An 18,670-nucleotide genomic window follows, 5' to 3' on the forward strand; every position below is an offset into this window, starting at 1 on the left:
AATTCTGAGATCGGGCGATTTGTATTGAAAAACGGTTTATTATTAGGTGCTTACTCTCAAACGAAGCAAACCGCCGTCACTTTACTGATCACTAAACAATGGTGGATAAGGCTTGGCCAGGGGAAGTAGCGTAACGTAATGCTGACGGCACGAATAGAATTCAACTCAGATCAAAAAAACTGGCAGCTACGACGAAAATTCGCCATAGTTGCCAGTTTTATTTTTATGCGGTTTTAACTTTTTTCGCCATACCAGGTAAGGTTTCAAACTTTTCACGAATCAAGCCGGCGGAGTGTTCAAATTTCGTTTCTTCAGCGGCGGTTAGTGGTGATTCAGTGACGCTAATAACGCCTTCCTTGCCAATAATTGCGGGCTGACCAACGTAGGTTTGATACTTTTCACTAAAGGCGGAACATGGGCAGGCTAGATGGGCATCGGCTAAAACGGCTTGGCTTAACTTGACGGCACAAGTCGCGATGGCGTAGCTTGTGTAGCCCTTGCCGGAATGAACCGCCCAGCCGCCACGACGAGCAGCGTCTTCTAGTTCATTTAAATCAACATCTTGGTCGGCAGCTAAGTCGCGAATTGGGAGGCCGTTAACGCGAACCGTCGACCAAGCAGAAAATTGTGATTCACCATGTTCGCCGTAAACGTAGCCGGTAACGTTTTTAGGATCAACGTCAAATTGGTCACTAACGACTTTTTGCATGCGGGCGGTATCTAGGAAAGTCCCTGTACCTAGCACGTGACTTTGAGGTAAGCCGGTGGTTTGTTGTAAGTAGTAAGTAATGCAGTCGCAAGGATTCATCACATCGATCAGGACACCTTTAAAGCCAGATGCCTTGATTTTTGGTGCGATGTCTTGAACGATTTCGCGCGTATAACTGAATTCAGCCCAGCGGTTGCCGCTGGCGTTGTCCAATGCGTGAATGTTACCAGCAGTGACAAATAAAATATCCGCATCGGCTAGTTCAGTGTAGTCACCAACTGTGATTCGTGTGCGTGTATCCAGTCGTGCTTGTGCATCTTCTAAATCAAGCTTTTCAGCCATTGCTTTTGCTTCGTTATGATCATCGAGGAGGACGAGTTCGTCCGCAATCCCTTTGGTCACCAAAGTATAAGCAGTTGTGGCACCAACGTGGCCCACACCAATAATTCCGTATTTACGCATCCAATCACTCCTCATGATAGTAGATAATTTTTGAGCGACAAACATGCTCATTGAATTATCATTTATTTTTAATTTATACTGATTATATTAAGTCGCTGTAAAAGCAATGTCAACCCTGTTTATGCTTAAAAATAAGAAATATGTAGATTTTTAGCACTAATTCGTTAAATTAATACAGCTTAAGCTTAATTAAATAAAGCCACTGACAATAAGTGATTTAGTTACATAAAGTATTTTTTTGTGGCGTTTCCGCTACCATGGTAGAATAAGAGTTAATAGATGAGGGGGTTAGATCATGCGGCAACGGCTTAAATGGTTGTTAGCGTTGGTTGGTGTGCTGTTTATTTTTGGTGGCTCAGCGGCGGTGCAAGCGAAAAGTTATGATATCACCAACTATACGATGCAGATCAATGTGGCCAAAGATGGTAGTGCAGCGGTGACGCAACGAGTGCGCTACGACTTTGACGGTGATTTTAATGGTGTTTATTATAATCAGGATTTAGCGGGTATCGGCGGCATGTCACAAACATCGGTCGCAGTGCTCAATAGTCAGAATAAGCTGCAACAAATTACCGCCAGTAACACTGAAGCGGCGGGAACTTACACAACCAGTGATAGTGATGATCGCCGCCAATTGAAGGTGTTTTATCCGATCGATAACGATACGGCAACATTTATTTATCGTTATCGGTTGGATGGTGTAGTCACCAATTATCGTGATACGGCTGAGCTAAATTGGAAAGTGATCGGTACTGGCTGGGATGTACCGTTGAATAACGTGAAGGTGACGATTCAGCTGCCGACCAAAAATGTGACGCAACTACAAGCGTGGACGCATGGTCAGCTTTCGGGTAACACGAAGGTGGAGAAAAAAGCCGGCCGTGTAGTGATCACCTTGGCTAAGAATCCGGCGAATACCTATGTTGAAAGTCATATGCTTTTTCCAACTGCGGTCACAGCAGCCAACACCAACACGAGTACGAAGAACCGGAAAAAGGCAGTCCAGCAACAGGAAGCTGAGTTTGCGGCAGAAGCTAATCGTGTGCGGCAGCGTGCGCAATTAATACCTGGCGCGATTGCACTGGCTAGTTTACTGTTAGGCATCGTCGTGTTGGCCAGTCAGTCACTTTGGCTACGGCGACATCCAGCGGAACTTTATCCCGAACCAGCACCAATCAAACATTGGTATGACATTCCTGAGTATCCGCCAGCGGTTGCGCAGCGCTTGTTAAGTGCATTAGCACCAAATAAAAAGGCGTTCACGGCCACATTAATGGATCTGGCGGTGGCAAAGAAAATTACGATCACACCAACTAAGGTCGGCCACAAAGAGACCTTTGAAATTGCGCCCACTGCAAAATTTACGGATCAAGACCGTATTTTCAAATTATTATTCGAGACGGTACCACGGCGTGATCATGACGGCGGTGTTAGCTTATTGGATATTAAGAATTATGGACGCAGTGATAAAAGCGGTCGCTTGGGTAAAGCCTATGAAGATTGGGAAATGCGTGTTCGTGGTGCGGTTGATGAGCTACATTATGAAAATAATACTAATGGTCAAGTACGCAATCGTGCTTGGATAATTGCTGTTGCAGGAACGGTATTTGCACTAGGCACTGGGATAGCCGCAATCTTCACTTTCCCAGTTGCCCGCGTCCCATTGTGGAGCTTGGCGGCGTTGCTGTTAGTTGCCAGTTGGCTGGTGTTATTAGTCAAAACGCATAAGTTACCACGCTACACCCAATTAGGTGCCCAGAAGATCAATGAAGTGCGTGGCTTTAAACAAATGCTAGAGGATGTTGGTCATTTTGATATGGCGCAAGTTGGCGATTTGATTTTGTGGGATCGCATTTTGCCCTATGCGGTGGCATTTGGTTCCGCAGATAAGGTAGTAGCGGCGCTGAAAATGAACTTTAGCACTGAACAATTAGCCAGCAGTATGCCCATTAATTATCCACTATTTATTTATGGTTACGGCGGCTTTGGTGGCCAAGCTGATTTTGGTGAAGCGTTCACCAGCGGCTTTGGTAGTAGCTTAGCGGCTAGTAGTAGTGCTAGTTCCAGCAGCCACGGTAGCTCGGGTGGCTTCTCCGGCGGGAACTCTGGTGGTTTTGGTGGTGGCTCTGGCGGTGGCGCGTTTTAGCGACTAGAAAAAATTAAAAGTAATGACATATTTTAAGCTTAGTTTAAGCTAATCACCCTATAGTATAAATATACCCCAAACCCCTAACCTCATCTAATTTCACTGAAAAACAAAGACGGACTGGCAACGATGTTGTCGGTCCGTCTTTGTTTTATTTGATATTGTTGCGGCGCATGCTTGTTTGAATGAATTGCTCCGTTGCGACTGGCGGCATGCTTTCGGTTTGCTTATGCTGCAAACGCTGGCTGATAGCAACATAGGTTCCTAAGTGGGGGCCGGTAAACTTTTTACGGGCACTGACGTAATAATATAAATAAAGTAGGAATAGAACGGCAATGAAAATTTCACCGGTAGCATAATGTAAGGTGAGGTGTTTGGTGATCACGACTGTGCTTGGCGAAATAATCATTAAGCTGACTAAGAAGATGATCCATAAGCAGGCAATCAGATTGACCGGCAAGCTCCATTTACGTAAATTCCAAGGCCCGTCATCGGCAGCGGTCCAAGCGCCGCGTAATCGTGCCCGAATTTTAAGTGCAATTGGGATGAAATACGAGCTATATAAGCCGATAACGCTTAGTGAGGTAACGATGGCGTAAACGTTATTTGATAAGCTGGATAAAAAGGCGATGCCACTAACTAACCAAATCGCAGCTGCTGGCGTATGGTATTTAGGCGAAACCTTAGCCCAAATTTTTGATAACGGCAGACCGCCATCACGACTAAAGGCGAAAACGATACGTGATGCTGAGGTAATAGAAGATAAACCGCAGAACCACATTGCAATGGTGACTAGCCAGAGAATACCTTGGCCAATTGTGCCACCAACAGCTTGCTGGATGACGGTCATAAAGGCATTATTACCACTTTGCGCTACGGCTAGCGGATTTTTAATTGACATCGTGACTAGTGCTAACAGGATATAACCGAAGATACCGGAGATAGCAACGGAGAGGAAGACCCCCCACGGCGCTCTAACTTGTGGATCTAACGTTTCTTCACTGGTATGGGCTGAAGCATCATAACCCGTCAGTGTCCACTGCGCTTGTAATAAGCCCAGTAGAAAAGCGAACCAGTAAGGTGTGCTACCAGAAGTCACGGTGGAAAAATTAGTTGTGAAAATATAGCCAACTGAATGTTTCGGTCCGAAGTATACGAGAACGGCGATGATCAAGAGAACACCAATTAAATGGTAGAAAGCCGAGATCGAGTTAAATTTATCAATAATATGAATACCGACGTGGTTCAAAATTGCGTGGGAAGCTAGGATAACGGCAAAAACGCCGATGGTTTGTATTTTTGATGGTTGGTTAAACAGTAAGGCGGCCGTAAAATTGGCACACCCATAATCGATACCGGCGACGATAGTCACTTGACCAATTAGGTTAAGCCATGCAGTGAGCCAGCCCCAAGTTGAGCCGCCGAGAATCGCCGCCCAGTGATAAATCGCACCGCTAGTGGGAATTGATGAGGTTAATTCGGCCATTGCTGCGGCGACAAATAGGACGAAAAAGGTGACAATTGGCCAACCTAAGCCCATGACGCCAGGACCACCTTGATTAAAGCCATAACCATAAAGAGTGACAGCGCCAGTCAAAACGGAAATGATTGAAAATGAGACGGCGAAGTTAGAAAAGCCGCCCATGTCGCGTAATAATTCCTGTTTGTAACCAAATGAATGCAATTGTGCGGTACTTTGACCGTTGGCACGAGCCAAGCGGACACTACGACTAGCTTGCCAAATGATGCTGCCGATAAGAATAACGACAATGAGAATTAAACTAAAACCTAATAACATCGCACTCACTTCTCCTTCTTCTATGGCTTATGCCTTAATGATGACTTTACTCGAGCTTTTGCTTTAAGGCCACGCCAGACAAGTGATACCGCAGCATGTCTTGGCAAGTGGCACTGATTTGTGTGGCAGCTACGTTAACCGGCGTACCACCGGCATGAATATTGGAGATGACTGTCCGCTGTGCTTCAGCCATACCGACTTGAGGGCGAAAGGCGATATACGCACTAAGCGAGTTGGCACTGACCAAGCCGGGCCGCTCGCCAATCAGCATGCAGACAACCTCGGCGTTGGTAGCCGCACCGATAGCATCCATTGCGGCAACGCGGGAATATTTAACAAAAGGGATATGCGTACGATCCAATGCAATATCGGCTGCTTTGAAACTTTGTTGTAATGCTGGCAACAATTGACCGATATTAGATTCTATTGCGGCTGAACTCAGACCGTCACCAACGATAATTTGAACTGCAGCATGTTGCGGTAATTGACTAACTAACTGCTTAAGTGCTGTGGCGCTGAAGCAGCGGCCCTTAGGTGGATTTTTTAAGTAATCTTGTTTATTTTGACAAGTCGTTTGAATCGCTATTAGGCCTTGCTGTTGAATAAATTCAGGCTTAACTTCAGTCAAAACGGCGTCACGCGCAGCGGCATGATCGGCTAAAAAGCGTAAACTAGGTTGCGTTAAATAACGCGTGCCGCAGCGACCAAGTCCAATTCTGGCGGGTGTAGCGAGTTTCATTTCCAACAACTTATGCCGATCAGCAGGCAATAACAAAATCTGGTGACGTTGATTAATTTGGTATAAATCAGTCAGCGGTGTAGTCTCTATTTGACTAGCCTTAATGCAGTAAGGGTTGCGTCGCTGTTGGGCTGATGATATGTCTTGCAATTCATTGGTTAAACTCATAGTAGAACTTCCTTTCGTGCAATGTTTGCGGCAGCGAAGGCACTAGCATCACCAGCTAGATCAGTTAATTGGCCATTTTGCCAGAACCCCATTTTTTCCATCCAAGTAGCGAATTCAGCAGTCGGGGTTAAGTCGAGCAAATCGCGAATTGTGGCAGTTTCCTGAAAGCCGGTGGTTTGGTAGTTGAGCATGACATCATCGGCTTGGGGCACACCCATGATGTAATTGCAGCCGGCGTTGGCCAATAATAAAGTTAAATTCTCGATATCATTTTGATCGGCTTGCATATGGTTGGTGTAGCAAGCATCGCAGCCCATTGATAGGCCGGTTAATTTACCCATGAAATGATCCTCGAGGCCAGCGCGAATTACTTGCTTGCCATCATATAAATATTCGGGACCGATAAAGCCAACCACGGTATTAACTAGAAATGGATCAAATAGCTTAGCAAAGCCGTAACAACGCGCTTCTAAGGTAACCTGATCAGCGCCAAAGTTGGCGTTAGAAGACAGTTCTGAGCCTTGACCAGTTTCAAAATACATCACGTTAGGACCGCTAACGCAGTGCTCATTGGTCGCCAATGCTTTAGCGTCTAGCAATAGTTGCCGATTAATGCCAAAAGCGGTGTTACCTTTCTCGGAGCCAGCAATCGATTGGAACATCAAACCGGCGTTGGCACCTTGCTTGATGGCAGTCATTTGTGTGGTAATGTGCGCTAGAACGCAAATTTGTGTTGGAATTTGGTAAGTCAGGCGGAAGTTTTCCAACTTTTTGATCAAGTTGGCAACGTGATTTGGGTCATCGATGACTGGATTGAGACCAATCACAGCGTCACCGCTGCCCATGCTTAAGCCTTCCATTGTGCTGGCTAAAATGCCATGCCAATCGTCGGTGGGATGATTTGGTTGCAACCGTGCAGAAAAAGTTCCGGGGCGACCAATTGTAGTATTAGCCGTTTTTTCAATATTAATTTTCTTAGCTGCGGTGATTAAATCTAAGTTGGACATTAATTTGCAAACAGCGGCAATCATTTCAGTGGTTAGGCCGAGTGCTAATTGCTGGATCATGGTACCTGTAGTCTGGCTATCCAACAGCCATTCGCGTAGATCGGCCACTGTCCAATTTTTGATCTTATTGAATATCTTTAGATCAGTTTGATCGATAATCGTACGCGTAACTTCATCGGTAGCGTAATCGATAACAGGATAATTGAATAAATCATTCAAGGTTAATTGACTGAGTACAAACTTGGCGGCGATGCGTTCTTGCTGGCTATTGGCTGCAATACCAGCTAATTGATCGCCAGATTTTTCTTCGTTAGCTTTTGCGAGCACTTCTGTGATTGACTGAAACTGGTACTTATTTTGATGGAGCTGCGTATTTAATTGCATTAGCACGCCTCATTTCTAAGATTTATGTTACTTTTTATAACATGTAGTTACTTTAGCACTATTATATCTGAATTTAAAGGCTTTTCATGAATATGTTAGGTAGGCAAATAGCAACTTTTAGCTTGGGAAACCGCTGAAACAAGTTTTGATAAATGAAAATTTTTTTAAAATTAGGTAAGTGTATGTTATAAAATATAACGTGAAAATGAAAGCAATAAAAAATCCACAGGACCATTTTAGGCCGCTGTGGATAATGAACTTATGCTATTTAACTAGTGACAACCCGCCGGCGTGACCAATATTTCCGGACTTCATCAATCAAGATCAATGGAATCGGAATTGCTAACAGGTAGAGCCACTCGCTACCGCGTAATGGCGCGGTATTAAAGATAAGCTGTAATTCAGGTTGATACATTAATGCTAATAGGAGCAAGACTTCAAAAATGATCCCACCAATGATTCTGCGATTACTGAACAAGCCGATCCGGAAAACGGACGACCGTTTGGTACGGCAGTTAAGCGCCGCTGCAATTTGACAGAAAATAATTGTTGCTAAGGTCATGGTAGTGGCTTGGCGGTAATCTAAACCGCTGTTGGCCAGGGTGGCTAGGGTCCAACCGTTGACGTGATTGGCGATAAAGTAGCCGGCAGTAGATAAAATAGCTGCAATCAAGCCATACCAACCAAAAGCTTTCCACAAAAGTTGGCGATTTAGTAAATGAGCATTGTGTGCCCGCGGTGGTTGTGCCATAATACCTGGTTCGCTGCGCTCGGCACCTAAACCTAGAGCAGGTAACATGTCCGTCCCTAAATCAACGGTTAAAATTTGCATAACAGTCAATGGCAATGGTATGAGCCCGCGACTAAACAAGAAAACAACGGAGGGCGCTGCTTCTGGCAAGTTACTATTTAAAATGTACAACAGAAATTTCTGAATATTACTATAAACGGTGCGACCTTCTTCAATCGCCGCTACGATCGAGGCAAAATTATCGTCGGTTAAGATCATATCGGCGGCGTCTTTGGCCACGTCCGTTCCAGTCATCCCCATCGCAATGCCAATATCAGCTTTCTTCAAGGCTGGTGCATCGTTGACGCCATCGCCAGTTGAGGCTACGACTTCACCCATGCTTTGCAACATAGTTACGACTCGGTATTTCTGTTCTGGTGCCACACGAGCAAAAATTAATTCACCGCTAAGGGCAGTTTTTAATTCAGCGTCGCTCATGGCAGCTAGTTCATCGCCAGTGACAACACGCGCTTGATCGCTGGTGATACCGATTTTGCAGGCGATACTTTTAGCTGTCAAAGCACTATCGCCGGTGACCATAATGATTCGAATATTGGCGGCATGGCATTTGGCTACGGCGGCGTAAATTTCTGGCCGTGGTGGGTCAGCCATGATGGTTAAGCCGACAAAGGTGAGTTGCTGTTCAACGTCAGCTTGTTGCCACTCGGCTTGTTGCACGGGTAATTGCCGATAAGCTACCGCTAACGAACGCAAGCCAGCGGCGGCGTAGTTTTTATCGGCGGCAAGAATTGTTTGGCGATCCTGCTCAGTCAGTGGCCGGACTTGACCATTGTCTAAAATCAGTGTGCTAATAGCCAATAAGCCGTCCAAAGCACCTTTGACATAAGCCGTTAGTTGGCCATGATCATTTTGAATCGTGGTCATACGCTTCCGCTCAGAGTCAAAAGGAAATTCAGTTTGTCGCGGTAATTTAGCTTGCAAACTCGGCAGGTCCAGCTGGGCCTTTTCAGCTAAAATTATCAACGCAGCTTCAGTGGGTGTGCCGAGAATCTTAGCTTGCTTATCGGCAGTTTGCGGTGCCTTGACAGTTGTGTTGTTGTTAAGCACACTAATTTGCAATAGTAAGTCGAGATCGTGATTATGGCCAAAGGTGTACGGTTGCTGATCAGTTTGAATCTGACCGTTATTGACGTAACCTTGGCCACTAACTTTGTATTCGCCACTAGGCAACCAGATATGGTTGACCGTCATTTGATTTTGCGTTAGCGTCCCAGTTTTATCAGAACAGATCACGGTAGTTTCGCCTAGTGTTTCCACACTGGATAAATCCTTGACCAACGCATGCTTTTTGGCCATCCGTTGCACGCCTTGCGCCAGCGACAACGTCACCGTTGGCAGTAAACCTTCTGGAATGAAGGCGACAATCATACCTAAGGCGAAGATAAATGATTTGGCGATCGGGTAGTGGACAAAGAAAATAGCCAAGATAAAGAAGAGTACGCCGATTAAAATAGCTAACAAAGAGATTTGTTGAGTCAAATGGTTCAGTTCTTTTTGCAAGGGGCTAACGTTTTGTTTTTGATTTTGAGTTAATTGGGCAATTTGGCCGAACTCAGTTGCCATCCCAGTGTTCAACGCAATCGCTTGTGCATCACCGCTGGCAGCCATCGTGCCGGCGTATACAATGTTACTTTCAGCAAATTTACCATCGCCGGGCTGGTAAGCTACAGTTTTAGATTCGGGGACTGATTCACCGGTTAATGCGGATTCGTCGACTTGTAAGCCAGTAGCACTGATTAAACGAGCGTCCGCAGAAATACTGTTGCCAGCCTGAATCGTAAAGATGTCACCAGGCACTAAGTCAGCCGCGTCAACCCGTTGCTGCTGGCCATCGCGCAAGACTTGGGTATAAGCGGGTAACATTTGCCGCAGGGAGTCGGTAGCTTTTTGGGCCGCGTGTTCCTGCCAAAAGCTAAAAATACCATTGATCAGATTAACCGCCCAAATAGCGATTGCCAGTTCTAGCATGCCAGCGAATAAAGCGATGATCCCGCTGACCCACAATAGGATTGCCATTAAGCTGGTGAAATTTTTGATAAATAACTTAAATTGTGATTGGCGGTGGCCACGCTGAATCGTGTTTTGGCCAAATTTAGCCAAACGCTTGGTCGCTTCCTGGCCACTTATCCCAGCCGAGCTAGTCTTAAATTGCTGGAAAACCTGTTCTAGCGGTATCTGTGCGTATTCGCCGGCCGCTTTAAATTTTGGCTGTGCCATCAGCTCATCACTCCTTTAACTTATTCTTCAATTAGACAAATCAGCATCTGAGTAAGCTACTTTCAACGTCATTATAGGTCTAATATAAGAAAAAACAACTAAAAGAGCACATGCCAATTTGGCATGTGCTGACGATGTAAATTTAGTTAGTATAGTGGTCGGCTGCAACCTGTTGTAAAACAGCGTAGATACGCTTGACATCAGTCGGCGTGCCGCGTAACTCGTAATCACCGACTACAGGGAAGTCATAGTCGTGGGCATAACGCTTAGCAGTGAGGCAATATTGCTCGTTAAAATTACGATTGCCGGAACCGACTACGCCGAGACAAAAGTCACGATTGCGTTGGTAGCCAATGTACTCACCTAAAACGGTGGTCAATAGTTCCTTAACACCATTGTCAACGCCGTTACCGCCATCTAAATAAGTCGGAACAAAGGCAAAATACGGCGTCGTTTCAGCTTCCAGTGGGCTGGCTTCAGAAATTTCTTTCAGTGTGATTAAGGGTTGATCAGCGGCAAGTGCATGCTGTTGTTCACTGTATTCCTGTAAGTCCTGAACAAACGAGCGCGTGTTGCCGGAAATTGAAATGTATAAAATATTGATTGGTGTGGGCATAGGGCCACCTCTTCTATTGAATGTGTCTTAGAGGATGCTTTTTTAGACATGTTTACGCAAACCTTGTTTGAGAAGACTAAACTGAATAATCTTAAGCACATTCGTATAATGAACCTATTTTACCACAAAATGTCGTAGTGCTGCAGTGGCCGGGCTACCTTATTTAGTACAATCAGCCACTGGTTCGGGCTGGCGTAACAGCCAGCCAATTAAGATGACACTTAGTAATACCATTACGGCACCAAATAGTGGAGTGACGCTTAGATCCAAGTTGGCCGTGACTTGACCGCCAATTAGAGAGCCTAGTGCAATCCCAATGTTAAAGGCGGAAATATTTAGCGATGAAGCTAGCGTGACATCATTTGGTGTATACGCTTCGGCTAAATTGACAATATAAAGTTGTAAGCCAGGTACATTCATGAAAGCAAAGAAGCCCATTATGAGGACGTTTAGCAAACCTAAATAGTGAAGGGATGAAGTTGCCATTAATGCCACTAAAGTGAGTGCTAAGCCGATGAACATTTTACGTAAAGCTCGCAGTGGTTGTAGGTTTGCCCAGCGACCGCCTAGTGTATTGCCTATTGCGACCATTAAACCGTAAATAACGAGAATAACGACGACTGCGGCAGCGGACCAGTCCATTTTTTCTTCCAATAATGGTGACAAGAACGTGTAAACGGTAAAAGTACCGCCGTAGCCTAATGCTGTGATCAGTAGCGCAACTAATAGTTGAGGGTTGCGTAAAATGCGCAGCAAGCCGCGGGGATCTGTTTTGCCGGGACGCGGTAAGTTACGCGGAATTAGCAGGCTATTGGCAATTAAGCCTAGTACGCCGATTGCACTGATAAATAGAAACGACATGTGCCAACTGGCAATTTGGCCGATAAAAGTGCCCAACGGTACGCCAGTGACAGTGGCAACAGTCAGCCCCGTGAACATAACGGCAATGGCCGATGCGCGTTTAGCTGGCGCCACCACATCAGCAGCAATTACAGAAGCCACGGACATGAATAAGCCATGAGCAAAGGCGGCGAAGACACGGGCAATCAGCAGGATGGCAAATGTTGGTGCCGCGGCGGCTAATAAGTTACTGGCGACGAATAACAACATAATACCAAGCATCAGTATTTTACGATCAAAGCGGCCCGTCAGCAGTGTCAATAATGGCGCGCCAACTGTGATGCCTAGCGCATAAATTGATACGGTCCAGCCGGCTTGGCTAAGTGTGATACCGAAACTTTTAACTAGTAGCGGCATCAGGCCAACACTGATGAATTCGGTGGAACCAATGGCGAAGGCACTAATAGCCAAAGCTAATAATGTCCAAGTTGGGGCAATTTGTTTTTGTGACATGGGATACGCTCCTCGTATTATAATTCTGCAAATTTTTAGTGGCACTGGATACGTATTTGCAGTACAATTTATCATTATACGAGTGGGATTATAAAAGACAACTACGCACTATTTTGTGCTATAGGGACTAAAAAGTGCCTATGAGAATTTAGTGATCTAATTGCAGATAAGGAGACTATTATGCCGAAAACTTATAACATTGGTGTTGAAGCGACGATGGAGATTATTGGTGGTAAATGGAAGCCAATTATTTTATGCCATTTACGTAAAGGTGTGATGCGAACCGGCGAATTACGGCGCGCCATTCCAAAAATTACGCAGAAAATGTTGACCCAGCAGTTGCGCGAACTAGAAGCAGCCGGGATCGTTTGCCGCACTGTTTTCCAGCAAGTGCCACCAAAGGTCGAATACAGTCTAACTGACTACGGCGAAAGTTTGGAAGGCATTTTACATCAACTGTGCGTTTGGGGCGAAGAAAACGTTGAACGGCGCCAAGACTGTGGTGAAGCAGTTAAATTATTACAGTGGGATAAATAGTTAGCTATCAATTTGGTTCACTGAAATAAACAGGGCAGCGTATAACTATAAATGGCTGTCTGACGCTAAATAATTAGTGAACGCTAATCAGTATTTAATTTTATGATTAAAGTTACCGAATTATCAGATATTTTGCTTGCATTCCTTCTATAGACGCGGTAATATATGCGCTATATTATCAGCTGTATGAGATGGAGGAAATCGATATGGACGTTCAAATAGGCAATACTGTACGCTGCAAGGCTAATGGCAACATGGAAGCAGACTTCTCCGGTGTGATCGAAAAAGTCTACGAAAATTCAGCCTTGGTTAACATTACCGATTACGATGTCAAAACCGATAGCATGAATATCCAAGATCTACAGAATAAAGCCGTTATAAGTTTCGGTAAAATGAAATTAGTCGGCGCAAAATAGGTATCAAAAATGGCGCATCCGCTGAATGGATGCGCCATTTTTTTTGTGTTCAAGCGCGTTTTCAAGCGCGCTTGAACGCCGTGAGACCACAAAAGGTGGTTAAAACTAGTGCGTAATTTTTCTATTAATTAGTCATCCGATCATTCAGCTCATCCACCGCTTTAGTAGAACCAACTACCGAAATTTCATCATTTAATTGCACAATATCATTGCCGGCAGGAGAAACAGTAACGTCATTGCCGTGTTGAATGGCGATAACGGTGAGACCAAAGCGTTGATGGAAATTCAGCTCGTTCAAGCTTTTACCGAAAAAATCAGGGCTGGTAATTTTCACTTCAGCCATGGTGACATCATCGTTGATGGCTAAATAATTCAGAATATTTGGCGATAATAGGTGGTGGGCGACGCGGATCCCCATATCGCGTTCGGGATGAACAACGTGATCAGCGCCGATGCGGGATAATACGCGCGCGTGCGTGTCATTTTCAGCTTTGGCAGTGATATCTGGGACACCAAGTTCTTTAACGATCAAGGTGACTAAAATATTGGCTTGGATATTTTTACCAATCGCCACGATCACATGATCAAATTTACCAATTTCCAGTGAACGCAGGGTTTCTTCGTCTTGGGCATTGGCCACGATGGCTTGCGTGGCAACGTCAGCAATCGCGTTAACCCGCGTTTCATCAATATCGATTGCAAGAACGTCTTGGTGTTCATTGACTAATTCACGGCAAATACTGTTACCAAAGCGGCCTAAACCGATGACGGCGAAATTTTGCTTCATTATAAAAGAACCTCCTTGAAATTAACCTAGCATCACGTTTTCAGCAGGATAGCGATAGCCTTTTTGGGGATGACTGGCGTTGAGTACAGTGAACATAACGGTATAAATGCCGACACGACCGAGAAACATGAGGAGCATGATGATCAGCTTACCGATGGCGGTTAGATTTGGCGTTAAGCCCATGGACATGCCAGCGGTACTAAAGGCGGAAATCACTTCGAAAATAATGTATTCAAGGCCATAGCGTGACGGCACAGTTTCTGTCGCAGTCAGCACCATGCTCGCAATGATCACTAAGACTAGACTCATAAAAACCAGCATTAGCGCCCGTAGAATATTTTGATCACTGAAGCGACGATGACCAAACTCAACATCTCGATTACCGCGTAAAACCGCCCAACTTTGTAAGGTCAATAAACCTAACGTAGTCGTTTTGATCCCACCAGCCGTTGAACCAGGCGTACCACCGATAAACATTAATACGATGGTCAGCAGAATGCCTGCAATCGAGATCTCACTGTAAGGAATCGTGGTGATGCCAGCCGTACGTGGCGTAACGGCTAGGAAGAACGTGTTGACCAAGCGATTAGCAAAATTAACGTGGGGTGCCATGACTTGCAGATTGTTTTCTGTTAGTAAAAATAAAACAAAGCCACCAAGCAGTAAGACGCCAGTGGTACTGAGCGCTAGTTTGGTATGCAGCGACAGACGTTTGTGGCGCTTAAGTAATAATAGGTCACGCCAAACTAAAAAGCCTAAGCCGCCTGCAATCACTAATGCACTAACAACGAGAATTAAGTAAGGGTCGTTTTGTTGGCTTTCCAGACTATTGCCGAACAGATCAAAGCCAGCGTTACAAAAGGCAGAGGCTGACTGAAAGACGCTCATAAACAGACCGCGACCCAAGCCATAACGCGGATAAAAATCAATTAACAAAAGCCCAGCGCCTAGTGTTTGAATTGCCAGCGACAAACCAATTACATATTTCATGACGCTATTAACGTCAGCTAGTTTTTCGAAGTTTAATGATTCTTTGATCAGTAAGCGAGTTGTTAAATCCACGCGCCGTTTCAATAAAACAAACGGTAACACGCTAAAAGTCATAAAACCTAAGCCACCAATTTCAATCATGATCAGAATGACACTTTGGCCAAATAAGGACCAATGTGCTGCTGTGTTGAAAATAGTCAGGCCAGTAATACACGTCGCTGATGTCGCGGTGAAAATAGCATCGAGAAATGGCGTTGTGTGGCCAGAACGGGTAGCAATCGGCAACATCAGCAAGAGTGCGCCAATTAAAATCAGCGTTAAAAAGCCTAATGTTAGGATCTCTGGTAACGGTATTCGCTTGTGGATGCCGGGTAGTTGCAAGTTGCTGCCTCCTGTTCTACGTGAAGTCGTTATCTTGATTATGCCATAACTTATTGAACAACAACAGCCACATCCATGCCAAAAAGAACTATACTAGATTTATAAACTAATGGGCTTGCCACCCGATTAAGAAATAGGAAGCGATAAAATGGCAGCAGCAGATGTAGTAGAAAAAAAGGTTCCAGAAATTGATTCAGCTTTAGTTGATCAGGCGGTTAAGCTGATCAAAACACAAGGGTACGCCACGCGTAAAGATTTTGAAAAGTTACAGGATAACGATTGGGCGCGCCAATTCACTCAGCAAATTAGTGACGCGTTCCATGCTGCTGATGAAGCACCATACATTTATTACGAACGATTTGATTTCACTGATCATGAAATCAGCGGGATCGTTTTCGATATGGATCAAATCAAGACCCGCGCTGCTGCCGGCATTAAGCTAGGCGAAGTGCTAGGCTTAAAATCATTTTAACTAGATAAAAAAGAGACCGTGCCATAAGTGAAATGGTTCTTTCTGAGGTTTGGCTGTAAACAGAGCTAGTTAGCTGCCATTCCGTCGTCAGTGGACGGAACGAGTGGCGCGTTGGCGAGCTAATTTTTCCTAGATAAATGCAAAAGCAGGCGGGAAAATGGATCTCGCCAGCCACGCATAGTTCTAAATGGCACAGCCCACCATTAAGAACTATCGACACAGCTGCGACTTGAACTTGGCGATTTTTGCCGTAGTTCAATCGACAACGGGAAGCAAGCGCTGTTTAATGAGTAAGTACTAATTTGATACTTGCTAAACTTAGTTGTTAGAAACGAGCGACAGTGGCCCACTGGCGACTCCATTCCAGCAGGCAACGGTTGAACGTTCAAGCGTTGATTTGTTTAAGCGGCAAAGTTAGTGGGTGTTAGAACATAAAAACACCGATAAAACAGTCAGAAAACTGTTTTATCGGTGTTTTTATGTGCATATAATTCTACGTTAAAACTACGAATCACTAATAACTGCCGATTAACTCCAATTAAGCCAACTAAACGTCTTTTGACACATGTTTTTTAAACTATTTTTGTTGCATTTTAGCCGCGGCCGCTGTGTCCAAGAGCTGCCAGTTAGCTGGCAAATTGAATTGATATTGGCAGTTGGCTAATTGACCGTTTTCACCAGTTATGCTAAACAAGGCCTGCGCCAACTTATTTTGATAAACCCAGCGTGTGGTGCGTACTTTTAACTGTGGTTGCTGAGCGTTGCGCTGCAGGCTAACACGGCTATCGGCTAGCGTAGTTTTTTGTAATTTAGTTGCAGACGTTGTTCGATATAAATAGATCCGTTCGTTACCTGTCCCTAACTTGTGGTAGAGCAACAAACTTGTTCCAGGCGTGGCAACGCTACTTTTTAAGGTGTACGTTTGCGTTTGGCTGACCTTTTTCATACCCAAATAGTTATTGTCGTTGGCGGCGATCAAGCCGATACTAGCGACGATTGCGACTAAACTGAGTGCGTTAATTATTTGCCGCCGCAAGCCGCGCTTTAAGAAAACCATACTGTAACTGAAAAGCAGAACTGTTAGCGTTAAAATAACAATGATCATACGTGCACCTCCTGTGACCGCTTAACGTCCGGTAACATGAAGGTTAGTACTAAGCCAATGGCGCAGAAAATCAATGAAACCAAGAAGGCAGCATGATAACCCGATAAAGTGGCGTTAATAAAATGCTGTTGGTATGCCAACGGTGCTTGTTTGAGCAGCGCTTTAGCCGGTGCTTGAGCATTCGTAACGTTGGTCAACACACTGATTAAAATTGCTGTACCCATGGAGGCCGCCACCTGACGAGTGGTGTTATTAACGGCAGTTCCGTGACCAATCAAGTTTAACGGTAAAGCGTTCATCCCAGTAGTTGTCACTGGCATCGTGACCATGGAGATCCCAAACATGCGCATCGTGTACAAGGCCGTGATGTAGATGATTGGTGTCTTGGCAGTCATCGTGACGAAAAAGGCGGTACCAACGGTCAAAAGAATCATACCAGCAATGGATAGCCGTTTAGCCCCAATATGATCGAAGATACGACCGGTGATTGGGCTCATAATACCCATCATAATTGCACTAGGTAATAAAATTAAGCCAGAATGAAAGGCCGATTCGCCACGAACTGTTTGAATGTATAATGGCAGTACCATTTCTGCACCCATCATGGCCATATAAGCGACGGCAGTTAAAATTGCGGATAACGAAAAAGCTTTGACCCCAAAAACGCGTAGTTCCAATAGTGGCTTATCCATGTGTAGCTGGCGGTGTACAAATAAGACCACGAAAATTAAGCCAATTATCATTGGAACTAATACTTTTGGATCACCCCAACTAGCGGAGCCAACGGAAGAAAAGGCGTAAAGCAAACTACCAAAACCAATCGTTGACACGATAACTGAGGTAACATCCAGTGCTGATTTTTTGGTTGGCAGAACTTTGCGCATAGTGAACAGTGCCAGTAAGAAAACAGCACCATTGACGGGCAAAACAACCAAAAACAGCATCCGCCACGAATAGTTCAGTAAAATCCAACCGGATAATGTTGGCCCAATCGCCGGTGCTAAGCCAATGACGATACCGGCTAAGCCCATTGCGGTGCCGCGCTTTTCTGGTGGGAAGATCGAAAGCATAATGGTTTGGAAAACAGGCGCCGAAATACCGACACCCATGGCTTCGATCAAACGACCAACCAGTAAGACAGAAAAACTATTGGCTAGATAGCAGACAAGCGTGCCGATCCAAAATAAGCCCATAGCGGTTAAATAAAGATACTTAGAGTTAAAACGACTGAGCAGCCACGCAGACACAGGAATCATGATGCCCATTACTAACATGAAGCCAGTCGTCAACCACTGCACGGTGTCCGCGGTGATGTTGAAATGCCGCATTAGGGTTGGAAAAGCCGTGGTCAAAATGGTTTGCATAATAAAAGTCGAAAAAGTACCAACGAGCATGGTCACCACAAGTAATAACCGATTATACGGTTTACCATTGGCGTCCACCACTTGTTGGTTAGAGGGTTGCTGTAGCATATTCTGATGTCCTTTCACAAAATAATAATCTATAATTAAAAGTATAGCACTTCTATCTAATGCCACGAAAATAATGAGCAGAAGGCCACTGTTGAATAGT

15 protein-coding genes are annotated in these 18,670 nt (G+C 44.9%); 4 read left to right on the forward strand and 11 right to left on the reverse strand.

The window, feature by feature from the left end; genetic code table 11:
- Positions 1 to 223 precede the first annotated feature (223 nt).
- The gene (locus EKM80_RS04550; RefSeq protein WP_125551928.1) at positions 224 to 1,171 is read right to left on the reverse strand and encodes an L-lactate dehydrogenase; all 948 of its coding nucleotides are present in this window, start codon (positions 1,169 to 1,171) and stop codon (positions 224 to 226) included.
- Between the two features lie 295 nt (positions 1,172 to 1,466).
- Here EKM80_RS04550 and EKM80_RS04555 point away from each other — a divergent pair, with 295 nt between their 5' ends.
- Positions 1,467 to 3,317 carry a DUF2207 domain-containing protein gene (locus EKM80_RS04555; RefSeq protein WP_125551929.1) on the forward strand — a complete coding sequence of 617 codons (1,851 nt, stop codon included), beginning with the start codon at positions 1,467 to 1,469 and terminating at the stop codon, positions 3,315 to 3,317.
- A gap of 151 nt (positions 3,318 to 3,468) precedes the next feature.
- Here the strand turns inward: EKM80_RS04555 and EKM80_RS04560 are convergent, their stop codons facing one another.
- The 6 genes from EKM80_RS04560 to EKM80_RS04585 form a co-directional block, all read right to left on the reverse strand.
- Positions 3,469 to 5,115: an amino acid permease gene (locus EKM80_RS04560; protein WP_225418814.1), complete on the reverse strand. Its 1,647-nt coding sequence runs from the start codon at positions 5,113 to 5,115 to the stop codon at positions 3,469 to 3,471.
- Positions 5,116 to 5,161: 46 nt separating this feature from the next.
- A complete protein-coding gene (eutC, locus tag EKM80_RS04565) occupies positions 5,162 to 6,022 on the reverse strand; it encodes an ethanolamine ammonia-lyase subunit EutC (protein ID WP_125551930.1) in 861 nt (286 codons plus the stop codon).
- Positions 6,019 to 7,413: an ethanolamine ammonia-lyase subunit EutB gene (locus tag EKM80_RS04570; protein WP_125551931.1), complete on the reverse strand. Its 1,395-nt coding sequence runs from the start codon at positions 7,411 to 7,413 to the stop codon at positions 6,019 to 6,021. Before EKM80_RS04570 ends, eutC begins: the two co-directional genes overlap by 4 nt.
- A 268-nt stretch (positions 7,414 to 7,681) precedes the next feature.
- Positions 7,682 to 10,441, reverse strand: coding sequence for a cation-translocating P-type ATPase (locus EKM80_RS04575; RefSeq protein WP_125551932.1), 2,760 nt, complete (start codon positions 10,439 to 10,441; stop codon positions 7,682 to 7,684).
- 142 nt (positions 10,442 to 10,583) lie between these two features.
- Complete coding sequence (gene nrdI, locus EKM80_RS04580) at positions 10,584 to 11,057, reverse strand: class Ib ribonucleoside-diphosphate reductase assembly flavoprotein NrdI (RefSeq protein WP_125551933.1); 474 nt, start codon at positions 11,055 to 11,057, stop codon at positions 10,584 to 10,586.
- A gap of 159 nt (positions 11,058 to 11,216) precedes the next feature.
- Positions 11,217 to 12,410: an MFS transporter gene (locus tag EKM80_RS04585; protein ID WP_125551934.1), complete on the reverse strand. Its 1,194-nt coding sequence runs from the start codon at positions 12,408 to 12,410 to the stop codon at positions 11,217 to 11,219.
- A gap of 180 nt (positions 12,411 to 12,590) precedes the next feature.
- Here EKM80_RS04585 and EKM80_RS04590 point away from each other — a divergent pair, with 180 nt between their 5' ends.
- Entirely contained in the window at positions 12,591 to 12,947 is a 357-nt protein-coding gene (locus EKM80_RS04590; protein WP_125551935.1) for a winged helix-turn-helix transcriptional regulator, read from the forward strand.
- A 206-nt stretch (positions 12,948 to 13,153) separates the two neighbouring features.
- Entirely contained in the window at positions 13,154 to 13,363 is a 210-nt protein-coding gene (locus EKM80_RS04595; protein ID WP_125551936.1) for a DUF2187 domain-containing protein, read from the forward strand.
- A 124-nt stretch (positions 13,364 to 13,487) separates the two neighbouring features.
- On the opposite strand, the gene EKM80_RS04600 is transcribed toward EKM80_RS04595, so the two are convergent.
- Positions 13,488 to 14,150, reverse strand: a complete 663-nt coding sequence (locus EKM80_RS04600) for a potassium channel family protein (protein ID WP_125551937.1) — start codon at positions 14,148 to 14,150, stop codon at positions 13,488 to 13,490.
- 21 nt (positions 14,151 to 14,171) lie between these two features.
- Positions 14,172 to 15,521 (reverse strand): TrkH family potassium uptake protein, encoded by a 1,350-nt coding sequence (locus EKM80_RS04605; protein ID WP_125551938.1) that lies wholly within the window; start codon positions 15,519 to 15,521, stop codon positions 14,172 to 14,174.
- A 148-nt stretch (positions 15,522 to 15,669) separates the two neighbouring features.
- On the opposite strand from EKM80_RS04605, the gene EKM80_RS04610 reads away from it, so the two are divergent.
- On the forward strand, positions 15,670 to 15,993 hold the full coding sequence (locus EKM80_RS04610) for a hypothetical protein (RefSeq protein ID WP_125551939.1): 324 nt from the start codon (positions 15,670 to 15,672) through the stop codon (positions 15,991 to 15,993).
- A gap of 577 nt (positions 15,994 to 16,570) precedes the next feature.
- Here the strand turns inward: EKM80_RS04610 and EKM80_RS04615 are convergent.
- Together EKM80_RS04615 and EKM80_RS04620 are read right to left on the reverse strand one after the other, a co-directional pair.
- A complete protein-coding gene (locus EKM80_RS04615) occupies positions 16,571 to 17,098 on the reverse strand; it encodes a DUF4811 domain-containing protein (protein WP_125551940.1) in 528 nt (175 codons plus the stop codon).
- A complete protein-coding gene (locus EKM80_RS04620; protein ID WP_125551941.1) occupies positions 17,095 to 18,570 on the reverse strand; it encodes an MDR family MFS transporter in 1,476 nt (491 codons plus the stop codon). Before EKM80_RS04620 ends, EKM80_RS04615 begins: the two co-directional genes overlap by 4 nt.
- Positions 18,571 to 18,670: the final 100 nt, after the last annotated feature.

Source organism: Loigolactobacillus jiayinensis, from assembly GCF_003946445.1.
GTDB lineage: Bacteria > Bacillota > Bacilli > Lactobacillales > Lactobacillaceae > Loigolactobacillus > Loigolactobacillus jiayinensis.